The 17,108-nt window shown below is 66.9% G+C and carries 1 protein-coding gene (running past both ends of the window); it reads right to left on the bottom strand.

Every position in this 17,108-nt window falls within one protein-coding gene, locus ABZ827_RS03555, for a LuxR C-terminal-related transcriptional regulator, read on the bottom strand. The gene is 96,180 nt long; 33,146 of those nucleotides lie to the left of the window and 45,926 to its right, leaving coding positions 45,927-63,034 in view — codons 15,309 (partial) to 21,012 (partial); the first complete codon in reading order (the gene reads right to left) occupies positions 17,105-17,107. Both codon boundaries (start and stop) fall beyond the window edges.

The raw sequence follows: 17,108 nt of genomic DNA, 5'->3' as shown, positions 1-17,108 counted from the left end.
CCCTGAAGTAATCGGCGAGATCGGGCGCCAATACCAGGGTCACCGCCCGCATTTCGGCGCGCGAAATGCCCAGCACCGCACTGATAGCGATCAGATGCCGTGCGGTCACGCGGCGCCTACCACTCTCGATATCGGAGAGGCCGCGCACACCGCTGCGCCGCATGAGCTCGCTCTGACTCATCCCGTGCAGCTCGCGGGCCGCCGCCAGCCATCGCTCGATCCGTTTGCGTGACGGATCATCAGGGTCGGTGAACGCCGGATCGGTGGGGTCGGGCAGTCCGGGACGGATAGAAGCGATCTCCTGGGTGCCGGTACCTTCCAGCTCCGGCTCCGCTGCAACGATGTCGACAGCTCGGCGCGGGGCGGATCGGACAGCGGCGATACCGTGCGCAACCGCACCATCACCGACCTGCGGAACGTCCTGTTCCTCCCGGCCCGCTATCAGCGCATTCGGCCGCCCGTTGTCCGGCACGCCGACGGCCGAGGAATCCCCGGCCCAGCCGTCCCGGTTACCGCCATCGGCGAACGCACGCCACTGCTCCGGCACGCCGCGCACAGGCCGCGGCACCGCCCACCCAGCGACGCCCTCCTCCGCGAATCGCCCCGGACGATCCAACTCGACCGCACCGCCCGGCACCTCGCGAATCCACGAAAACCGCGGTGCACGCCCGGGTTCCGGGGCATTCCCACCCCGAGATGCGGGTCCCGCACCGGGAAGTTCCCGCATCGCCGAACGTAGCGGCTGTGGTTCGGTTCCGGCACGACGAGCCGACGGTCCATTGAACGACCAGCCAGGTAGCCGGGGCGCGAGGATACCCGCGCGAATCATGACCCAGCACAGCGCCGCCCGACCGTTGACGCCGAGTCTACGACTCACGCCCTGCAGGCAACTTCGCACAGAACTTATCGGTAGAGACAGCTCCGTGGAGATCTCTTCGTCGTCCATTCCTTGCGCCACCAGAGCAAGAACCGCGGTTTCCTGTTCCGTCGGCTCGGGCCGCTGGCGGGGGGTGCAGCCGGCAAACGGAATATCGCCACCCTGGAACAGGGCCGCCACCAGACCCAATCGGCTATCCGCGCCGACACTCCGGCTGATCTGGGCCACGTGTTCTTTGACTGTGGGCACGGACATACCCAGAGTGGAGGCAATGTCCCTGTACAACCAACCCTCCGCGACCAGGCACATGATCTCGACTTTGCGGAGAGTCAGCCGACCATGATCCGAACGCGTGAACCTGCTCCGCAACACAGCCGCCAACTCACCCACCGCGGACTGCTGCCCGGAATCCAGCGCACGACCGGCCTGTACGGTCTCGACCGCACCCATGATCAGCTCAGCACCACCCGCGACCGACCCCACGACTTCCTGCACGTGCGCATCACTCATCCGCAACAACAGCAACCGGGCCGGCGCCGACTGCCACACCGGCAAACCCGCCAGCAACAACCGCACCAACCCCACCCGCGCCCCGAAGCTCTCCCATTCACCCGCCGACCGCGGCCCGCCCACAGACCGCGCCACATCCACCAACACCGCCCGATCCCCCGCCCCGCACACCTCCACAATATTTTCCACCAAGCCCCGCACGGACCCCGGAGGCAACCCGAGCGACTTCCCGATCTCAGAATCCGACCACCCGGCCCCCAACAGATCGATCACCTGCAAACCCAAGGCATATCGCTCACGAGCCGCCGAACCTGTGCGCGCCGACGTCTGCTCGGGTGCTTCGGTCGACATCGCCTCGATGACGATCCGTTCGATATCGGCGGCCAGTTTCGACGCTTTCGGCCCCCCGGCCGGCCGAGGGTCCGGCTCCGCCGAGTCGAACTCAACGCTGTCCCCGGCGTGCTGGACCGCCGGGTGACCGCGATTCTCCTGGTCGCCGGACCGATACGGTGCAGAGCCGTCCCACACCGCCGGTTTTCTCCACCACCCGGAATCGGGCTCCTCGGCCGGCGTCTCACCCACCCCGGCCGGCAACTCGAAACCGATCAGCTCCGCCGCCTCGACCACCCAACGCCGCGTCTCATCACTCACCCCTCTACCACGGAGCATCGTGGACACAGTCCTGAACGACACCCCAGCCGCACGCGCCAGATCCGCCCACGACAGACGAGTAGAAGCCGGCACCTCACCCATCCCGGCCGGCAACTCGAAACCGATCAGCTCCGCCGCCTCGACCACCCGACGCCGCGTTTCATCATTCACCCCCCTGCCACGGAGCATCGTGGACACAGTCTTGATCGACACCCCAGCCGCACGCGCCAGATCCAGCTGCAACGGCCGGTACATCGGCGCGAGAACTTCCGGCGGAAATACCAGCCCCATACGTCTTGCGGCGACGGCTATCTTCTCGAGGCTCGCGGTATGGACCTCTCCACCTTTGAGCGCCATCCGCAGCGTCTCGAAGGTCACCCCGGCACTCTGGATGAATTCATTCATGGTGAGCGCTGGAGTGAGTTCCCGCGGTACCACGCGCCCGTCCCGGAATTCGCAATCCAGCTCATCCAAAGTCCCCGTGACCGCCGCCCGGGCAGCGACGGGCACCGGATTTCCCGCCGCCATTCGCTCCACCGTGCTGACTCGTACTCCAGCCCGGCCCGCGACCTCGGAGAGATTCACCTTCCGAGGCAACCGCTGGGGTTCCTTGACCTCAGCGCTCAACTCGAAACCGATCCGCTCGGCCGTCGCCACCACTCGCTCATGGACCTCGGAGGCGACTACCTTCCGGTTCAGCACGAGGATCACGGTCCAGAGCGTGACCCCCGCCGCCCGTGCCAGATCCGTCGCCGTGGGCTCGGCACCCGAGGTGGGATCGAACTCGACCACCTGCCCCACCGCCACCCGCCCGGCCGGCAACTCGAAACCGATCCGCTTCGCCGCCGCGACCACCCGACGCCGCGTCTCATCACTCACCCGCCCACCCTGGAGCATCGTGTGCACAGTCTGAATCGACACCCCAGCCACACGCGCCAGATCCGCCCGCGACGGACCAGCAGAAGCCGGCACCTCACCCACCCCGGCCGGCAACTCGAAACCGATCAGCTCCGCCGCCTCGACCACCCGACGCCGCGTCTCATCACTCACCCGCCTACCACGGAGCATCGTGGACACAGTCCTGATCGACACCCCAGCCGCACGCGCCAAATCCATCTGCGACGGACCAGCGGAAGCCGGCGCCTCACCCACCCCGGCCGGCAACTCGAAACCGATCAGCTCCGCCGCCTCGACCACCCGACGCCGCGTCTCATCACTCACCCGCCCGCCCCGGAGCATCGTGGACACAGTCCTGATCGACACCCCAGCCGCACGCGCCAGATCCATCTGCGACGGCCCGGACAGCGGCGGCGCGAGAACTTCCGGCGGCAATACCAGTCTCTCCCGGCTCGCGGCGGCGGCGATCTTCTCGAGGCTATCGGCACGGACCACTCCACCGTTGAGCGCAATCCGCAGTGTCCCGAAGGACGCCCCGGCCATCCGGGCGAACGCTCTCATAGAGAGCGCTGGAGTGAGTTCCCGCAGTACCACGCGCCCGTCCCGGAATTCGCAATCCAGCTCATCCAAAGCCGCCGTGACCGCCGCCCGGGCAGCGACGGGCACCGGATTTCCCGCCGCCATTCGCTCCACCGTGCTGACTCGTACTCCAGCCCGGCCCGCGACCTCGGAGAGATTCACCTTCCGAGGCAACCGCTGGGGTTCCTTGACCTCAGCGCTCAACTCGAAACCGATCCGCTCGGCCGTCGCCACCACTCGCTCATGGACCTCGGAGGCGACTACCTTCCGGTTCAGCACGAGGATCACGGTCCAGAGCGTGACCCCCGCCGCCCGTGCCAGATCCGTCGCCGTGGGCTCGGCACCCGAGGTGGGATCGAACTCGACCACCTGCCCCACCGCCACCCGCCCGGCCGGCGCGGCCTCGAGCCGTTGGTTGATATAGCTCTGCGTCTGTTGGGGTAGGCCAGTGGCCTCGAACGACTGCACCAACCGAGCGGAGGCTTCGGCACGAATCCGCTGGGCCTCGGCCCGCGTCATCATCAAGGCACGACTTGCCTCCAGCAATGTGCTGCCCAGCAGAATCGTCAGATAGCACAGCGACCGCGCCCGCGGCTCCAGTTCATCGATCGCGCGACCCAAATCCGCCGGATCTCCGGTGAAAGCCTCATTCAGTGACGGTGAAAGCCGGGAACGGACAGCTGCTGTCACCCGGTCACGCGCGGCTCCGGTCGGCGGAAGCGCGTCCAGCCAGCCCTCGATATCGACCGCCGGCGGCTCCCGGTCCCCCTCCAGCGACAGCATCAGTTCGTCGTCGACACGCATATTCAGGGCCGATTCGGTCCCGTCATCGATATCCATCAGCGCCATGATCTGAGGCGCTGTCCGCCCGTGCAGGTAGCGCAGCGTGCAGTATTCCGCCACAGGTCCGGTCAGGGTGGCGATCGATTCCCGCAACCGGCCCGGATCACCGTCCGCGGCAGCCACCATCTCCGCCGGGAACCGCCGCCGGACGAGGAGGGCGAGCAACTCGTACGCTTCTGTTCCCGATTCCGGTAGGTGATCCAGATTCAACGGATGCACGCCGACGAGTGCCGAGGCCATGGCCTGGACCGCGGACCGGTCCAGATTGTCGGCTACCTCACCCACACCCCGCCGGCCGGACCGGCGGATCGCCGCCACCGGCGGCAAACCCAGGCCATATCGCAGCCGCAACCATTCGCGAGGCCGCCTGCCGAGACGCTGGTTCAGCGCCTCGTGGATCACCGCGTGGGGTGCTGATTCGAGAGCCGCAGCCAGCAGTGGAACGTCGGCGGAGTCCTCCTCGGCCCCCCAGTGGCCGGTCCGCAACCGTTCCACGGCAGCACTCCGCACCCGCTCGCCTATCCGACGGTCCAGGGCTTTTCGAGCGATTTCCCGCAACCAGTCATCCAGCTCGCGGCCATCGGGCACCCGCCAGCCGTAATGCTCCGCCGTCGCCCCCACATCATCGGTAACTTCCCGGGCCAGCAGCTCGAGGGCATTCAGACCGGCCGGCATATTCTCCGCGTATCCGAGCGTGGCCAGAACCTCCCGGAACATCCGCGGACCGGTTTCTGCCACCCACGCTCGCCGCCGCATCTCCGCCGAGCCGGTGCCGGATACCGAGCCGCCGGGCCCCGGGGCGGAGCTGATCGCCTTGGCGTCATCACCCGTGTCGGGAGCGTCGGCGAAACCGAGCCACGGCTTGCCTTCCGGCCGGACCTCGACCGGCGCACCCCCCAGATCTCTGGCCTGCTCCGGCGACATGCCGAGGGCATCGGCGGGGTCGGGCGGCCCATCAGGCAATAGCTGAGGATGCGGGTCCGGTGCGGTGCGATGCCGGGTCGGCGCGGTCCCATCCTCCTCGGGGACAGCGTCTTTCCCGCCGGTCGGCAGCAGCCAGGCCGCCGCCCGGCTCACCGTCCCCTGGAGCACCGCGCGCACCTGTCGCGCCGTGTTGCCGAAAAACTGATCGGCAATGTCCAGCAACTGCTCCCCGGATTCGCCGGGCATCAGGCCGGCGATCCCTTGCACGAGGTCGCTCCCGATATCCAGCGGCAGCTCGGAGCCTGCCTCGAGCAATGTCCGCAGCACATACCGGTCGATGATCGGCAACATGTACTCTTCGGCGGGCCCGCTGCCGATCCTCGACCAGAGGAACGAACTCGAATCCCGCGACAGCAGATAATCGCGCCCCTGCGCTTCCAAACCCCGGCAGCCCGGATAATGGAACGCCGACCACAGGTCGTTCTTCAGCCTCGGTCCCCAGGCCGCATATCTCGCTTTTCCGAGTACCCTGTTCATTTTCCGGTGATCGTCGTACAGAAGCGGCCGAGCCTGCATGTATTGCATCCGGCCCGACGCGATCGCCAGAAGTTGCGGCAGCTCATCCCCCGACGTTCTCCGCAAGAGTTTCGGAAATGCGCCGATCCGCTCCAGGACATCACGGCTACTGGACCGCTGTGGTTCGTCTTTCGGCAGGGTACGGAACTTCCAGATGGTGACCGTCTTCCCTTTGCGAATGATTCTCTGCTGCGTGAAAAGCACAGAATCCCAACTGAACTTACGGAAGTGCACCAGCTGATCGATCGCCAATCCGGCCGTAATGATCAGGGCGGCCGTCACATACAGTGGTGCCCGATTCCGGATACGGCGCAGTTCGAGAAAATCCTTCTCGGTGAACTCCACCTCGCGAAGCTTCTCCCAGTTCCCGGAGAACAACGCATCGAACCATTCCCCCCGGTTGCTGGCCCATTCCGAACCGAACGGTTCCCCCGGCCGCGGCAGCGGTACGCCCGGGATATACCAGAACGCGTTGCGATTGATGTTGTACAACGCCTCCTGTTCCGCCGCGACGTGCACCCAGTACTCCACCCCGGTCTCATCGAGCACGTCGTCGGGCAGGAGGGAAGCGAGCCGCCCCAGATCTTCCCGGCGTCCACTGTCGACGAACGCGAACTGCTGATCGGGGCCTTCACGAACAGGGCGCGGGAGTACCGGCCGCAGCTCCTGCGTCGAACCGTCCGGCGCCACATAGTCAGCGGTGCCGTCTCCCGGCGGATGCACGGTGGGAGATTGCGATAGCGGGAGGGTCAGCTCACCGGCACCGGCGGCCCTCACCACCTGGGCCGCCGTCCGCTTCCCGCTCGTAGGCGGCTGGTCCGGCGCTTGTCCGGAGTCTTCCGGTGCGCCGGCGAGGGGAAGGTCCCCCCTCGTGATCGCCGCGAGCACCATCTCCGCACGCGCCCCGGTGCCGGATTTCTTGCGGATGGTTCGCAGGTGACTCTTGACGGTCTCGCCGGATATTTCCAGCACCCGGCCGATCTCGTCGTTCGTTCTGCCTTCCCTGACCAGACTGAGCACCTGAACCTGACGCTCGGTGAGCCGGCTGCCACCCACGAGCCGATCCACGAACACCAGCTCGGTCGCCAACTCGCCCACCGCGAAACGCTCGCGGTAATCCAGTTCACGACCGACCTGCACGGCACTCATCGCCCGAGCAACCAACCCCCACCGAATCCCCTGCGCTCCGAGCCCCACCCGCAACTGCCTATCGGTCAAGCGCGCCACTGCCACCCGCGCCGCAGCCGATTTCCACCCGCCCAGACCCGCCTGCAATACCCGCACCAACGCCACCCGCTGCAAGAATTCGGTGAACTCCGCCTCGGTCTCCGGCACCCGCTGGAAGCGCGCCACGTCCACCAATACCGCTCGCTCACCGGCGCCCAATGCCACCACCAGATCAGCGACCGACTCTCGCACCTCCCCTACCGGCATATCGAGCTTCTCCCCGATCACCGCATCCGAGGCCCCCTCCGCCAGCAATCCCAGCACCCGCCGCTCGATATCGGTCAGGCGTCCGGATTCCACTGCGGCGACACCCTCAGCCGCAGCGACCGGCTCCGAAGCCGATCGCTCCGCGTCATCGCGCCGGCCGGTACCACCACCATCGATATTGGCCACTGCGATTGTGTCGACCAGGTTCTGCACTGGACGCACTGGTTTGCGGGCACGACCGAACCCGGCCCCGCCGTCATCTCCAGGGATTCCGTCCCGGTCAGCCCATCCGGCCGACCGTGCGACAGCAGGTACCGACCGCACGTCCATCGAGGTCGACCCTGGTGGCGATCCTGCTCCGCCGAGACTCTCAGCGCGATCAGGCGCCAACCCAACGGCCAACTCCCGCAGTATCACTGGAATCAACTCGTCGAATCCGGGCACGGTCAGCCCGGTCGCCTCAGCGACCTCCTCCTTCGACCGGCCGTCCTTGAAGTGCATCAACAACACCTGACGATGCTTCGGATCGGCCAAACCGGCGACAGCAGCCACGAAGTCCCGGTCGACAGCACTCACCAACACCGTTCGTACTCGGCCGTCGGCCGCCGCAGCAACCGCCTTCCGGAATTCCTTGTGCTGCCTGTACCGCTCGAGACGCTCATGATCCGCCAGCACCTCAGCGACCAGCGACTCCACCCAACCCTGTGCATCAGCCGCATCGGCACCCAGCTCGCCCACCCGGACGCCGACACGCCGGAACACCTCGGCGACCAGGTTGTGCACAACTACCGGGTTGCGCGGCAGCTCGCCCTGAACCAGCGCAGTCACCAGCGCCTTGAACCGGGTGCGCACGTCGCCGAGCCGAAGCCGCGCACTGGTCTCGACATCCAAGCCCAGCTCGGCTGGCTCTATGTGGGCTCCTATGGCCTCGAGCTCGACGATCAGATCCACGGCATCCGGCAGGAAAAAATCAACAGCGGCAAGCAACTCATCAGCCGAAACCTCTGGCAAAGCCTGGCGGAGTTCCCGCAGATACCCGGGGGTGACCGCCCGATGACCCAACTCGACCAGCTTGACTCCCGAGAGGGATCTGCCCATCCGACCGGCTAGATCCTCTCTCGACACCCCGTGGTGCTCTCGGACCGCCGCCAACCAGCCACCCAACGAGCCCTGATCGGAATCAGGAAGCGGATTCCCTCCGCCAAGGGACGGGCCATCCAGGGAACCCACTGTGCCATCCCGGATATCGCTGCCGAACACAGTATTCTCTGCGGCATCCCCGGGTAGATTCAGCGCGAGCCTACCCATCCGCGCCGCTACCACTACTTGTCCGGCCCTCGTCGTGCCGCCCAGCCTGCCGCGCAATTCATTGGCCCTATTCCCCACCGTGCGTACCGATACACGCACCTGTGCGGCGATCTGCGGATGCGTCCAGCCTTTCCCGATGAGTTCGAGCATCTGAACATCACGCTCGGTCAGCTCTACCCGCGCGTCAGGGACGGACCCCGCGGCCGGAAGCTCACGCGCGCGCATTGCCGCCCACACCATCTTCTCCCGGATACCGGTACCGAACTGGGAGCTGATGCCGTTCAGGAGTGATCTGGTAGCGCCGATGGAAATCCTCAGGACGGAACCGATGGCCGCGGTCGTCATACCTTCGGCCACCATACTCAGCAGTTCGACCGCCCCCCGGTCCAGCCGACTGCCTCCTTGTGGATGCGCAGCAACCAATTCGGCAGCCAATGCATCGATTGCGGAATGCCCTTCACTGCTCAAACGGTGACCATCACGCACCGCGTCCACCGATTCGGTGACGAGCTGCCACACCGCCCCCATCCGACCGGCAATATCCGCCAACACAGCGTCGGACACCTTCAGTAACGCCAGCCGCGCCCACACCGACTGCCACGCACCCACACCTGAGATCAAGGTCCTCGTCAACCCCGCGCGCAGCCGCAATTGCGCGACTTCTTCCTCGGCAACCGGTATCCCGCGGTACCGCAGGACATCCACCAACACGGCCCGATCGCCCGCGCCGAACTCGTCGATGACCCGGTCCACATGAGCACACGCGTCAGCAATGGGAACTCTGAGCTGCGTCGCTATTATTTGGTCCGGCTCACCGGAGGCCAGCAGTCCGAGGACGATCCGCCCCACACTGGTCTGTACTAGTACGGACGTCCCGTCTGCCGACGGGCCGCCCTCTTCCGCGATATCTGGACTGTCGATCCCGCGATGCTTCCCGTACCGGCCGGCGCCGGGCACTCCACTAGGTGGTGTGTGGTAGTCCACGATACCTTCCGGCAACCCCTGCTTCCGGTACGGCCCCGACCACACCGGGCCGTCCTGCACGGACATCCCGGAACCATCGCCCGACCCGAGATGCCGATGCCTGGGGGCCTCATAGGGCCCGACCACCGAGTGGCGAGTAGGTCCGAGATCCGGGTAGTCGCGCGCGAGCAACGGCAGGAGTAGGGCGCCGACTTGGAACAGGGTGTTGGAGCCGGAAATACTCCGATTCGGCGCACCGCCGAGTATTTCCCCAATCGATTCCATCTGTCGTGCCGTGGCCTCGGCCTGACCACCACTCGACTCGAGCGACTGAAATCCGGGACAGAAACCCGGTCGAGTCTTGGCACGGGCATACTTCGCCTCACCCGTCAGCGTGATCGAGGAGAGCTGCTTCGTCTCCGCATCGAATGTCAGCGCGAACCGGGGTGGATTCCGCGGCTCGGTGAACCCACCGAGAGCGACGAAAGTGAGGCCCGCCATGACACTGAGTTTCTGCGGTGACGAGATCACCGCCCGTTGAATATCGGCCCAGGACATACCTTCGAGCACATCTCGGTGATCACCGAGACTGTCCAGGAAACCCAACAGCACCTGCTGGACACTGGTCATATTGGTGGCTGCGCTGACCACCGACGGATCACCTTTGACCGATGCCACACCGTCGTCGACGAAATGAGCGGGCAGGTCCAGTTCCGCCCGCAGCTGCGGTGGTACCGCGTCGAGGATCGGGGCGCGGTCGGCGGACCGTTCATCCTTGATCGCAGCGATATCACGCCACACCGGATCGAGGCCGTCCCAGCCGGCATTCAGGAAACGTACAGCCGCCTGCATGAACGCATGCTTCCCACTGCCCCTCGGATACCCGTCCCGCGCGTGCATGACATAGTCGTCATCCAGCCAACCGGCCGCGTATTCGGGTTCCCCGTCAGCGTAATCCGCGGCGAGCGACGCCCGGACCTGCTGCGGGTGGCGCAGCATATGGTCCAGCGTCGATTGACCTATTTTGAACTGCACACAACCCGAGGCAATCGAACGTTCCATCGAGTACCGCAGATAAGCGATCTGATCGGGTGGAAACAATCGGGTCAGCGGTGTCGCGATATGGGCACTGCGCCCCTTAACCTTGATCCGAACATCTTCCTCGACGAATCGATGACCCAGCTCCTCGATCACCATTCGCGCGCACGCCGGATCGGCAAGTACCCGTTGCATCCCTTCCTTCTGGAATGCCCGCACCCGGGAGACGATTTCCCGTCGGATATCGGCCGATGGACACCACTGAGTCGGACTCGGATACCCCGCCGCCGATTCTCCGCTCTCATCGGCCGCGTGCTGCGTCGACGAACCGATGCCGGCGCCGGCCACCACGGCAGGATCTGCCGACGACCCACCGTCTCGATGTGAGGTTCCTCCACCGTCCCGCGCGGAGTCGCTGCCGCCCGAATCCGCCCGGCCGGAACCATGGTTCGGTCCGCCGGCACCGATCTGACCATCACCCTCGGAAACAGTGGTGGCGGCTAGGGGAAATGCGGCCCACGTGATCGTGCCGCCACCCCAATGCTCTGCACCCACCCGCTCCGCATCCCCGGTACCGATCAGATTCTCGACTCGCCAATCACCTACTGCACCTGTGGAATTCCGGTCCGCCACCGTCACCCGGAACTCCAGGCCCTGCTCACCCATCGCGACCGCCGCCGACACCACACCGTCGGACTCCGCACCCACCGGCAGGTTCTCGACCAATCCCCGAATCACCCGCTCTGCCCGCAAGCGTGCTTCCGGAATTTCGTGCAGCACATGCCCGACCAGTTCCTGGAGCCTGCCCGACACCACGGCCGGATCCGCGCACGCCCCCGGGGCGATATACCATTCCGCACCCGAGAACACATCGGCGCCGGCGAGCAGATCATGCGCCAGAACTGACGGCTCCACGGCGACGGACCGGAACATGGCGACCAGCCACTGGTTCTCGAAGAACCTCCTGGCAGCAGCCGAGTCCAGCTCTACGCCCTGAGCCGACCGAACCAGCGGAATCTCCGCGTAGTCACTACCGGGCGCCGAGTGCACCGCCTGCTCGTACAGCTCGACCACCGCGGTATTCATCGTCGCGTCGTGGTGTGCTGTCAGGAAAACCTTCACCACCAGCTGATCCGGGATTCCCTGCACCATCGACCACACCGAGCCGACCCGATCACGATGTCCGGCGAGTTCGGTACGCAGCTTCCAGCGCACCACGGTGGCCGCCGCGTCGAGTTCTTCCGGGTCGGTCCAGCCGCGCTGCTCCATCTTGCCCCGCACCTGGCGAGACACGTCCTCCGCCACGGCCTCGTCGGGCTCGCCGGGGCCGACCGGCCTACCGTCGTCGAGCCGGCCCGACGACCGGACCGTTATCCGGTGGTATGACCGCAGCCGGTCGGTGGGATCGGTGCTGTGGAATGTCAAGGTGACCAGCCCTGAGCGGGTCACCGTCACGATCAGCGACCCGCCCTGGTTCGGCCCGGAATCTGCGCCGGTCCGCACCGGCAGCAACTCCCGGGCCGCTGTCTCCACTACCGCCCGATCCGTCTGCCGATGCGGGCCACCGAACTCCGCCAGAATTTCGCCGACCGCGGTGGCCGGGTCACGCGATTCCTGCCGCAGCAGCCCGGGCCGCACCTCTTGCCTGGTCGACACCGGGTCGTCGGCGAGGGGGCGTTCCGCCACCCACACGGTGCCGTCCAGGGATTCGAAATCGAATACCAGGTGACTTCTTCTCGCCCCTGTCTCGATCCGCCAGGTGGTGGTGCCGCGCTCCAGCGCGCCCACCACCTCCGGTGGCATCTCGACATCCCCGTCGATCTCCACACTCACCCGCACGCCGAACTCGGCCCGTTCCACGGTCGCCGATATCCGCCCACGCCGCACCGCGTCAGCGACCACAGTCACCGCGGTATCGGCCGCCGCGGAAATCCCTTCGTCCGTCCACCAACCGGGCGCCAGTGTTTCGATCGCCTGCCGGATCTCCGACCGGCCGTCATCGGAACTACCGGCATCCCGCTCGACCGCCACCGAATCCCCGACCGCATCGAGCACTGCCTGCCGCTCCTGCTGCCAGCTGTGCCGATCGAAGGCGAACTCGTCGGTCCGCTCCGACCGGCCGGAGTCCCCGCGCTCGGCGCCACCCCCCGTCGCCTGGAACTGCGCGAGCTTCTCGATCCCGCGACGTCCGTACGTCCCGTAATCCAACGCCCTCCGCTTACCACCGTCCAAGAGTTCGTCGGGGTCCGGAACGCTCATCCCACTCGGGATGCCCCGCTCGGTGCGGCCCGCCCACGACACTGCCCCGTCACCCGGCTTCGGTAGCAGCGAACGGCGGATCGCCGGGTCCGGCGCTGGGGGCAGGGCCGGCCGGATGGGAGGCCGCGGTGCGGTGGTGAGACGGTCCAGGATGACGCTGTGCCGCTCGGCGTGGCCGGGATCGGCGGATTCCGCTGCCACGGCCTGGATTCGGCGGGCGGCGGCGACCTCCGCGTCGAACGACCGTTGCCGGCTGTCGTCTGTAACGACCTCGGACGGATTCCCGCCAGCCGGGGCCACCTCGCCGCTCTTCAGTGCTTTCGCGATCCTTCGCGCGAGCCCATCCGGGCGGCGTGCGTCCCATCCGGCGAATATCTCCGAGATCACCGCGTCGGTCTCACCGGGATCCCGGTGCCGGGCAACTACGTACCCTTTACCTCCCGGCGCCATCGGCACCGTGATGGAGACGCCGCCCACCTTGATCGTCCTGTCGACGAGGGCGAGGGGCCGGCTCGAATCGCGGCGGCGCCCCAAGTGGGGTTTCGGTCCAGTGAGCAGCTGGTGTACCAGTTCAGGGGCGCTGTCCGGGGCGGGGTCGTCGCCGGCCGGGAACCGCGCGGCCAGGTCGGCGAGCGTAGTGGAGGAGTCGAAACCGCCGAGCGACTGCATCCAGGTGCCGAAGCCCATGGACCCCCGGCCGGCGGAGGTGAGGTAATGCTGCAGGAACAACGCACCGAGTTCGGCATTGCTCGCGATATCGGATATCAGCGGCAAACTCTGATACTGGATCTGCCCGCCGGCCGGAGTAATCCATAGTTCGTATCCGCGAACCTCGTACTCCGAATCCGGATCCAGCACATTCGCGAATTCGGGATTTCCGGCGATCAGTTGTTCCAGTGCCTGCCGATGCCGCGGTCCCTGCCCAGTCGCGAATACGAACAGCCTGGCGGGTGATGAATCGTATGCGGGTTCCAGCAGGATATGCGGGCCGAACCATGTGCCGCGAACAGTTGTCCATTCCTGTTGGAATTTCCGCGACAGCAGGTCATCGAGCATATTCTCCACGGCGTCGATTTCAGCGACGACCGCTGTGAGCGTTATGAGGTCGGCGATTCGGCGAGCGATCTGGTCCCGCCGTTCGGCGAGTGCCGCCGGATCCACCCCGACCGCTCCCGCCAGCGCCACCCAGTCCGCATCGGCCGCGCGCCGGGCCGCCGCCAACTCCGCAGAATCGGGATTCTGCTCGTTCGGACTCAACCGCAGCCGGACAGCGAGCTTCGAACGAATACCGGTCAGGTCGTCGAGCCGCTCGCGGATCAGTTTCGGGTCCGCCGTTGTGGGTCCGTCGGTGGCGACCGGTCCCGGTTCCTCCACTTCCGGGGGCCGGGCGGCGCTGCCATCGCCGTGGACCCCGATCGTTCGCGGAGTCTGCGAATTCGGTGAGTTGACCGAAGACGGCGCAGGTTGCGCGCCCTCATCTCCAGCGGAGTTCCGCCCGGTGCCGCCGCCGTCGATATGCAGCGTTGCGAAGTCCGTGACTGCGTCCTGGCCCGGGCGCACCGGTTTGCGGCCTCGGCGGCCACCGGCATCGTGGCCGGGAATTCCGTCGTCACCCCAGCCGGGCGAAGGCGCGGGTCCGGTGGAGGGCCGTGTTGTGGGCGGTGTCGGATGTTGTTCACCGGTCGGCTGACCCGTCGAAACCAGACCGGACCGCATCTCCTCCGGAGAAGGCCAGATCCGGTTACTCACCGGTGGCGACTCCAGCCCGGCCAGCAGCCCCGGGACGCCCTCGGGCAGATCCGGCAGGTTCATCAGTTGCTGCGCCAGATCCAGCGCATTGTCCACATCACGAATCCGGTCGCCCAACTGTTCCATCGGGGCCACGGTTTCCAACGCGCGCATGAGTGCCCGCAGCCGGTGCACCCGCACCAGGGCGGCGACCGCCTGGACTGTCTCCGCGGATGTGTCGTCGGGCGCGGGGAGACCGGCAGCGGCGAAAACCTCTCCAGGATTGCGGTTTTTGCCTGCATACTCGGGCGCGGCGGCGGCGAGGTCCTCGAAACTGCCCATTCTGGGTCCGGTGAGGATGGGCCCGATATCGAGCGTATCGGCCAGTGGCCGGGTGTATCGCTGGATATCCCAAAGCACTTGGTGATCGCTCCACCGGCCGGTGGTCGCGCACTGCATCAGCAGCCACAGCAGAGCCGGGCGCACCTGCTGGTAGGCCGCCAGTAGCCGCCGGCGGGTATCGCGGAGCTCAGGATCGCCCTCGCCGAAGAATCTCCGGCCGGCCCGAGCGTCGTCGTCCCCGAACAGCGTTTCGGCCGATTCCATCGACCACACCACCGGTGACGCCGTTGTCTCCCGGAACTCCAGCCGATACCGCTGGTAATCCCCTTCGATGTCCAGGGTGGCGCTGCGTCCGCCAGGGGTTCCGATCACGGTGATCATCAGTCGGGCATCGTCGACCGTGGCGATACCGGGTGTGCACCTGGCGATCTCGGCGGTCGCATGCTCGATATGCCCGGGGTTCGCCCATCCCGTCAGTGCCCGGGCGATCAGCTCCCCGGCCGGTATATCGGCCGCCGATCCATCCGCTGCCACCACGGTCCCGGCCAACCACAACTCCGCGACCAGCTCAGGCTGCCCGGTTTCGGTCGCGGTCACCGTGAGCACGGACTCCCGGGTTCCGAGTTCATACAGCTCGTGCACCACCTGCACGGCCGCGGCGTTCTGCGTCACCTGCCGATACGTATCCGCCGACGGCAGCGCCGTGGCCACCGATTCGGCGATCGACTGCAACCACCCGGCCATTGGGCGACCGGGCGCCGAAGCCTCGGGTCGATCGGCGACAGGTTCGTGCGAGTCCAGAGCATCGGCGGCAGGGTCCGGTGAATCAGCCGGACCGGACGCTCGATCGGATAGGTCGGTCTCGGGTCGAGGGTTGCCGGAGGCGGATTCGGTGCGGATCGGGAACGCAGCCCAGGTGATGGTGTACTCACCGCAAGAGTCCGAACCAGCACGCTCCGCGACCCCGTCCTCGACCAGACCTTCGACCCGCCGCTCACCTACCGGGTCTTCCGGATCTCGGTCGGCCACCACGGCCCGGAACTCCACGCCCCGCGCCCCCGTCCCGACCGCTACGGCGATCACGCCGGGTGTCGCACCCCCCACCGGCACCTTGTCGATCAGCGCCTCGACCAGCATCCTGGCCCTGGTGAACGCTTCCGGATGATCCTCGAGAGCCTCCCCGATCGGGCCCTCCTGCCGACCCGTCACGTCGCTCGGGGTGGCAGGCCCGAGCAGTGCGTCGAGATGCGGCGCGACTACCTCGCTGGGCGTGCGGCCCGCCGGATCCGTGCACGCGCCCTCGGCGATGAACCATTCGGCCGCCGAGAACACATCGGATCCGTCGAGGAAGTCGCTGACATAGACGACAGATTCGGTGCCGGCCGACCGGAACGCTGCGGCCAGCCACTGATTGTTATCGAAGAACCGTTTCGCCGCCCCGGAGCCCGATTCCCGGGACCGACGGGCCGAATCGTCGATCTCGACATAGTTGCTGCCGGCGAGGTCACGAGCGGGGGACTCCACGGACTGTTCGGAAAGTTCCAGCACCACGGTCTCGGGCGGCACACCCGGTTCGCGACCGAGCTCGACCCGCACCGCGCGGGAACCCGGCTCGTCGCCGACCACTCGCGCCGCGATCGCGCCGATCCGATCCAGATTCCCGCCCAGCACCGCACGCAGCCTCAGCTCGACCGCCAAGCCGGCCGCACGGGTCTGCGATTCATCGGTCCAGCGGTGCCACCGCATCGCGGCGCGCGCCCGGCGAGATACCTCGGCCACCACCGTGTCGGCGGTGTCGCCGTCGCCGATGACCAACACACCGTCCGGTATATCCGCACTCCGGAACACCACCTCCGGCCCGGGCCCGGTACCGCCCGTCGCGACCTGCAGTATCAGCAACCCGGACCAGGAAACCCGCGCGTTCAGGGTGGCATCCGGATCGCCACGGTGCGGTGCCACCAGCTTCGCTGTCAATGCCGCCACCGCGGCCCGATCCGCCGCCCGGCGCACACCGATCTGCTGTTCGAAGATATCGATGACCCACTGCGTCGGTTCCGTCGATGCCACCTCGGCCGCGCCGAGCGGCAACACCGCAGCGGTTCGATCCGGGCCGCTCTCTCGTTTCCGGTCGGCGACGGCCAGGGCTCGTCCGTGAAGCTCGAAAACGCACACCACGCGC

Origin of the sequence: Nocardia sp. NPDC019395, from assembly GCF_040632335.1 — a bacterium.
Lineage (GTDB): Bacteria > Actinomycetota > Actinomycetes > Mycobacteriales > Mycobacteriaceae > Nocardia.
Note: the sequence above shows the minus strand (reverse complement) of the source record. Positions and strands in the feature narration are given on the sequence as shown.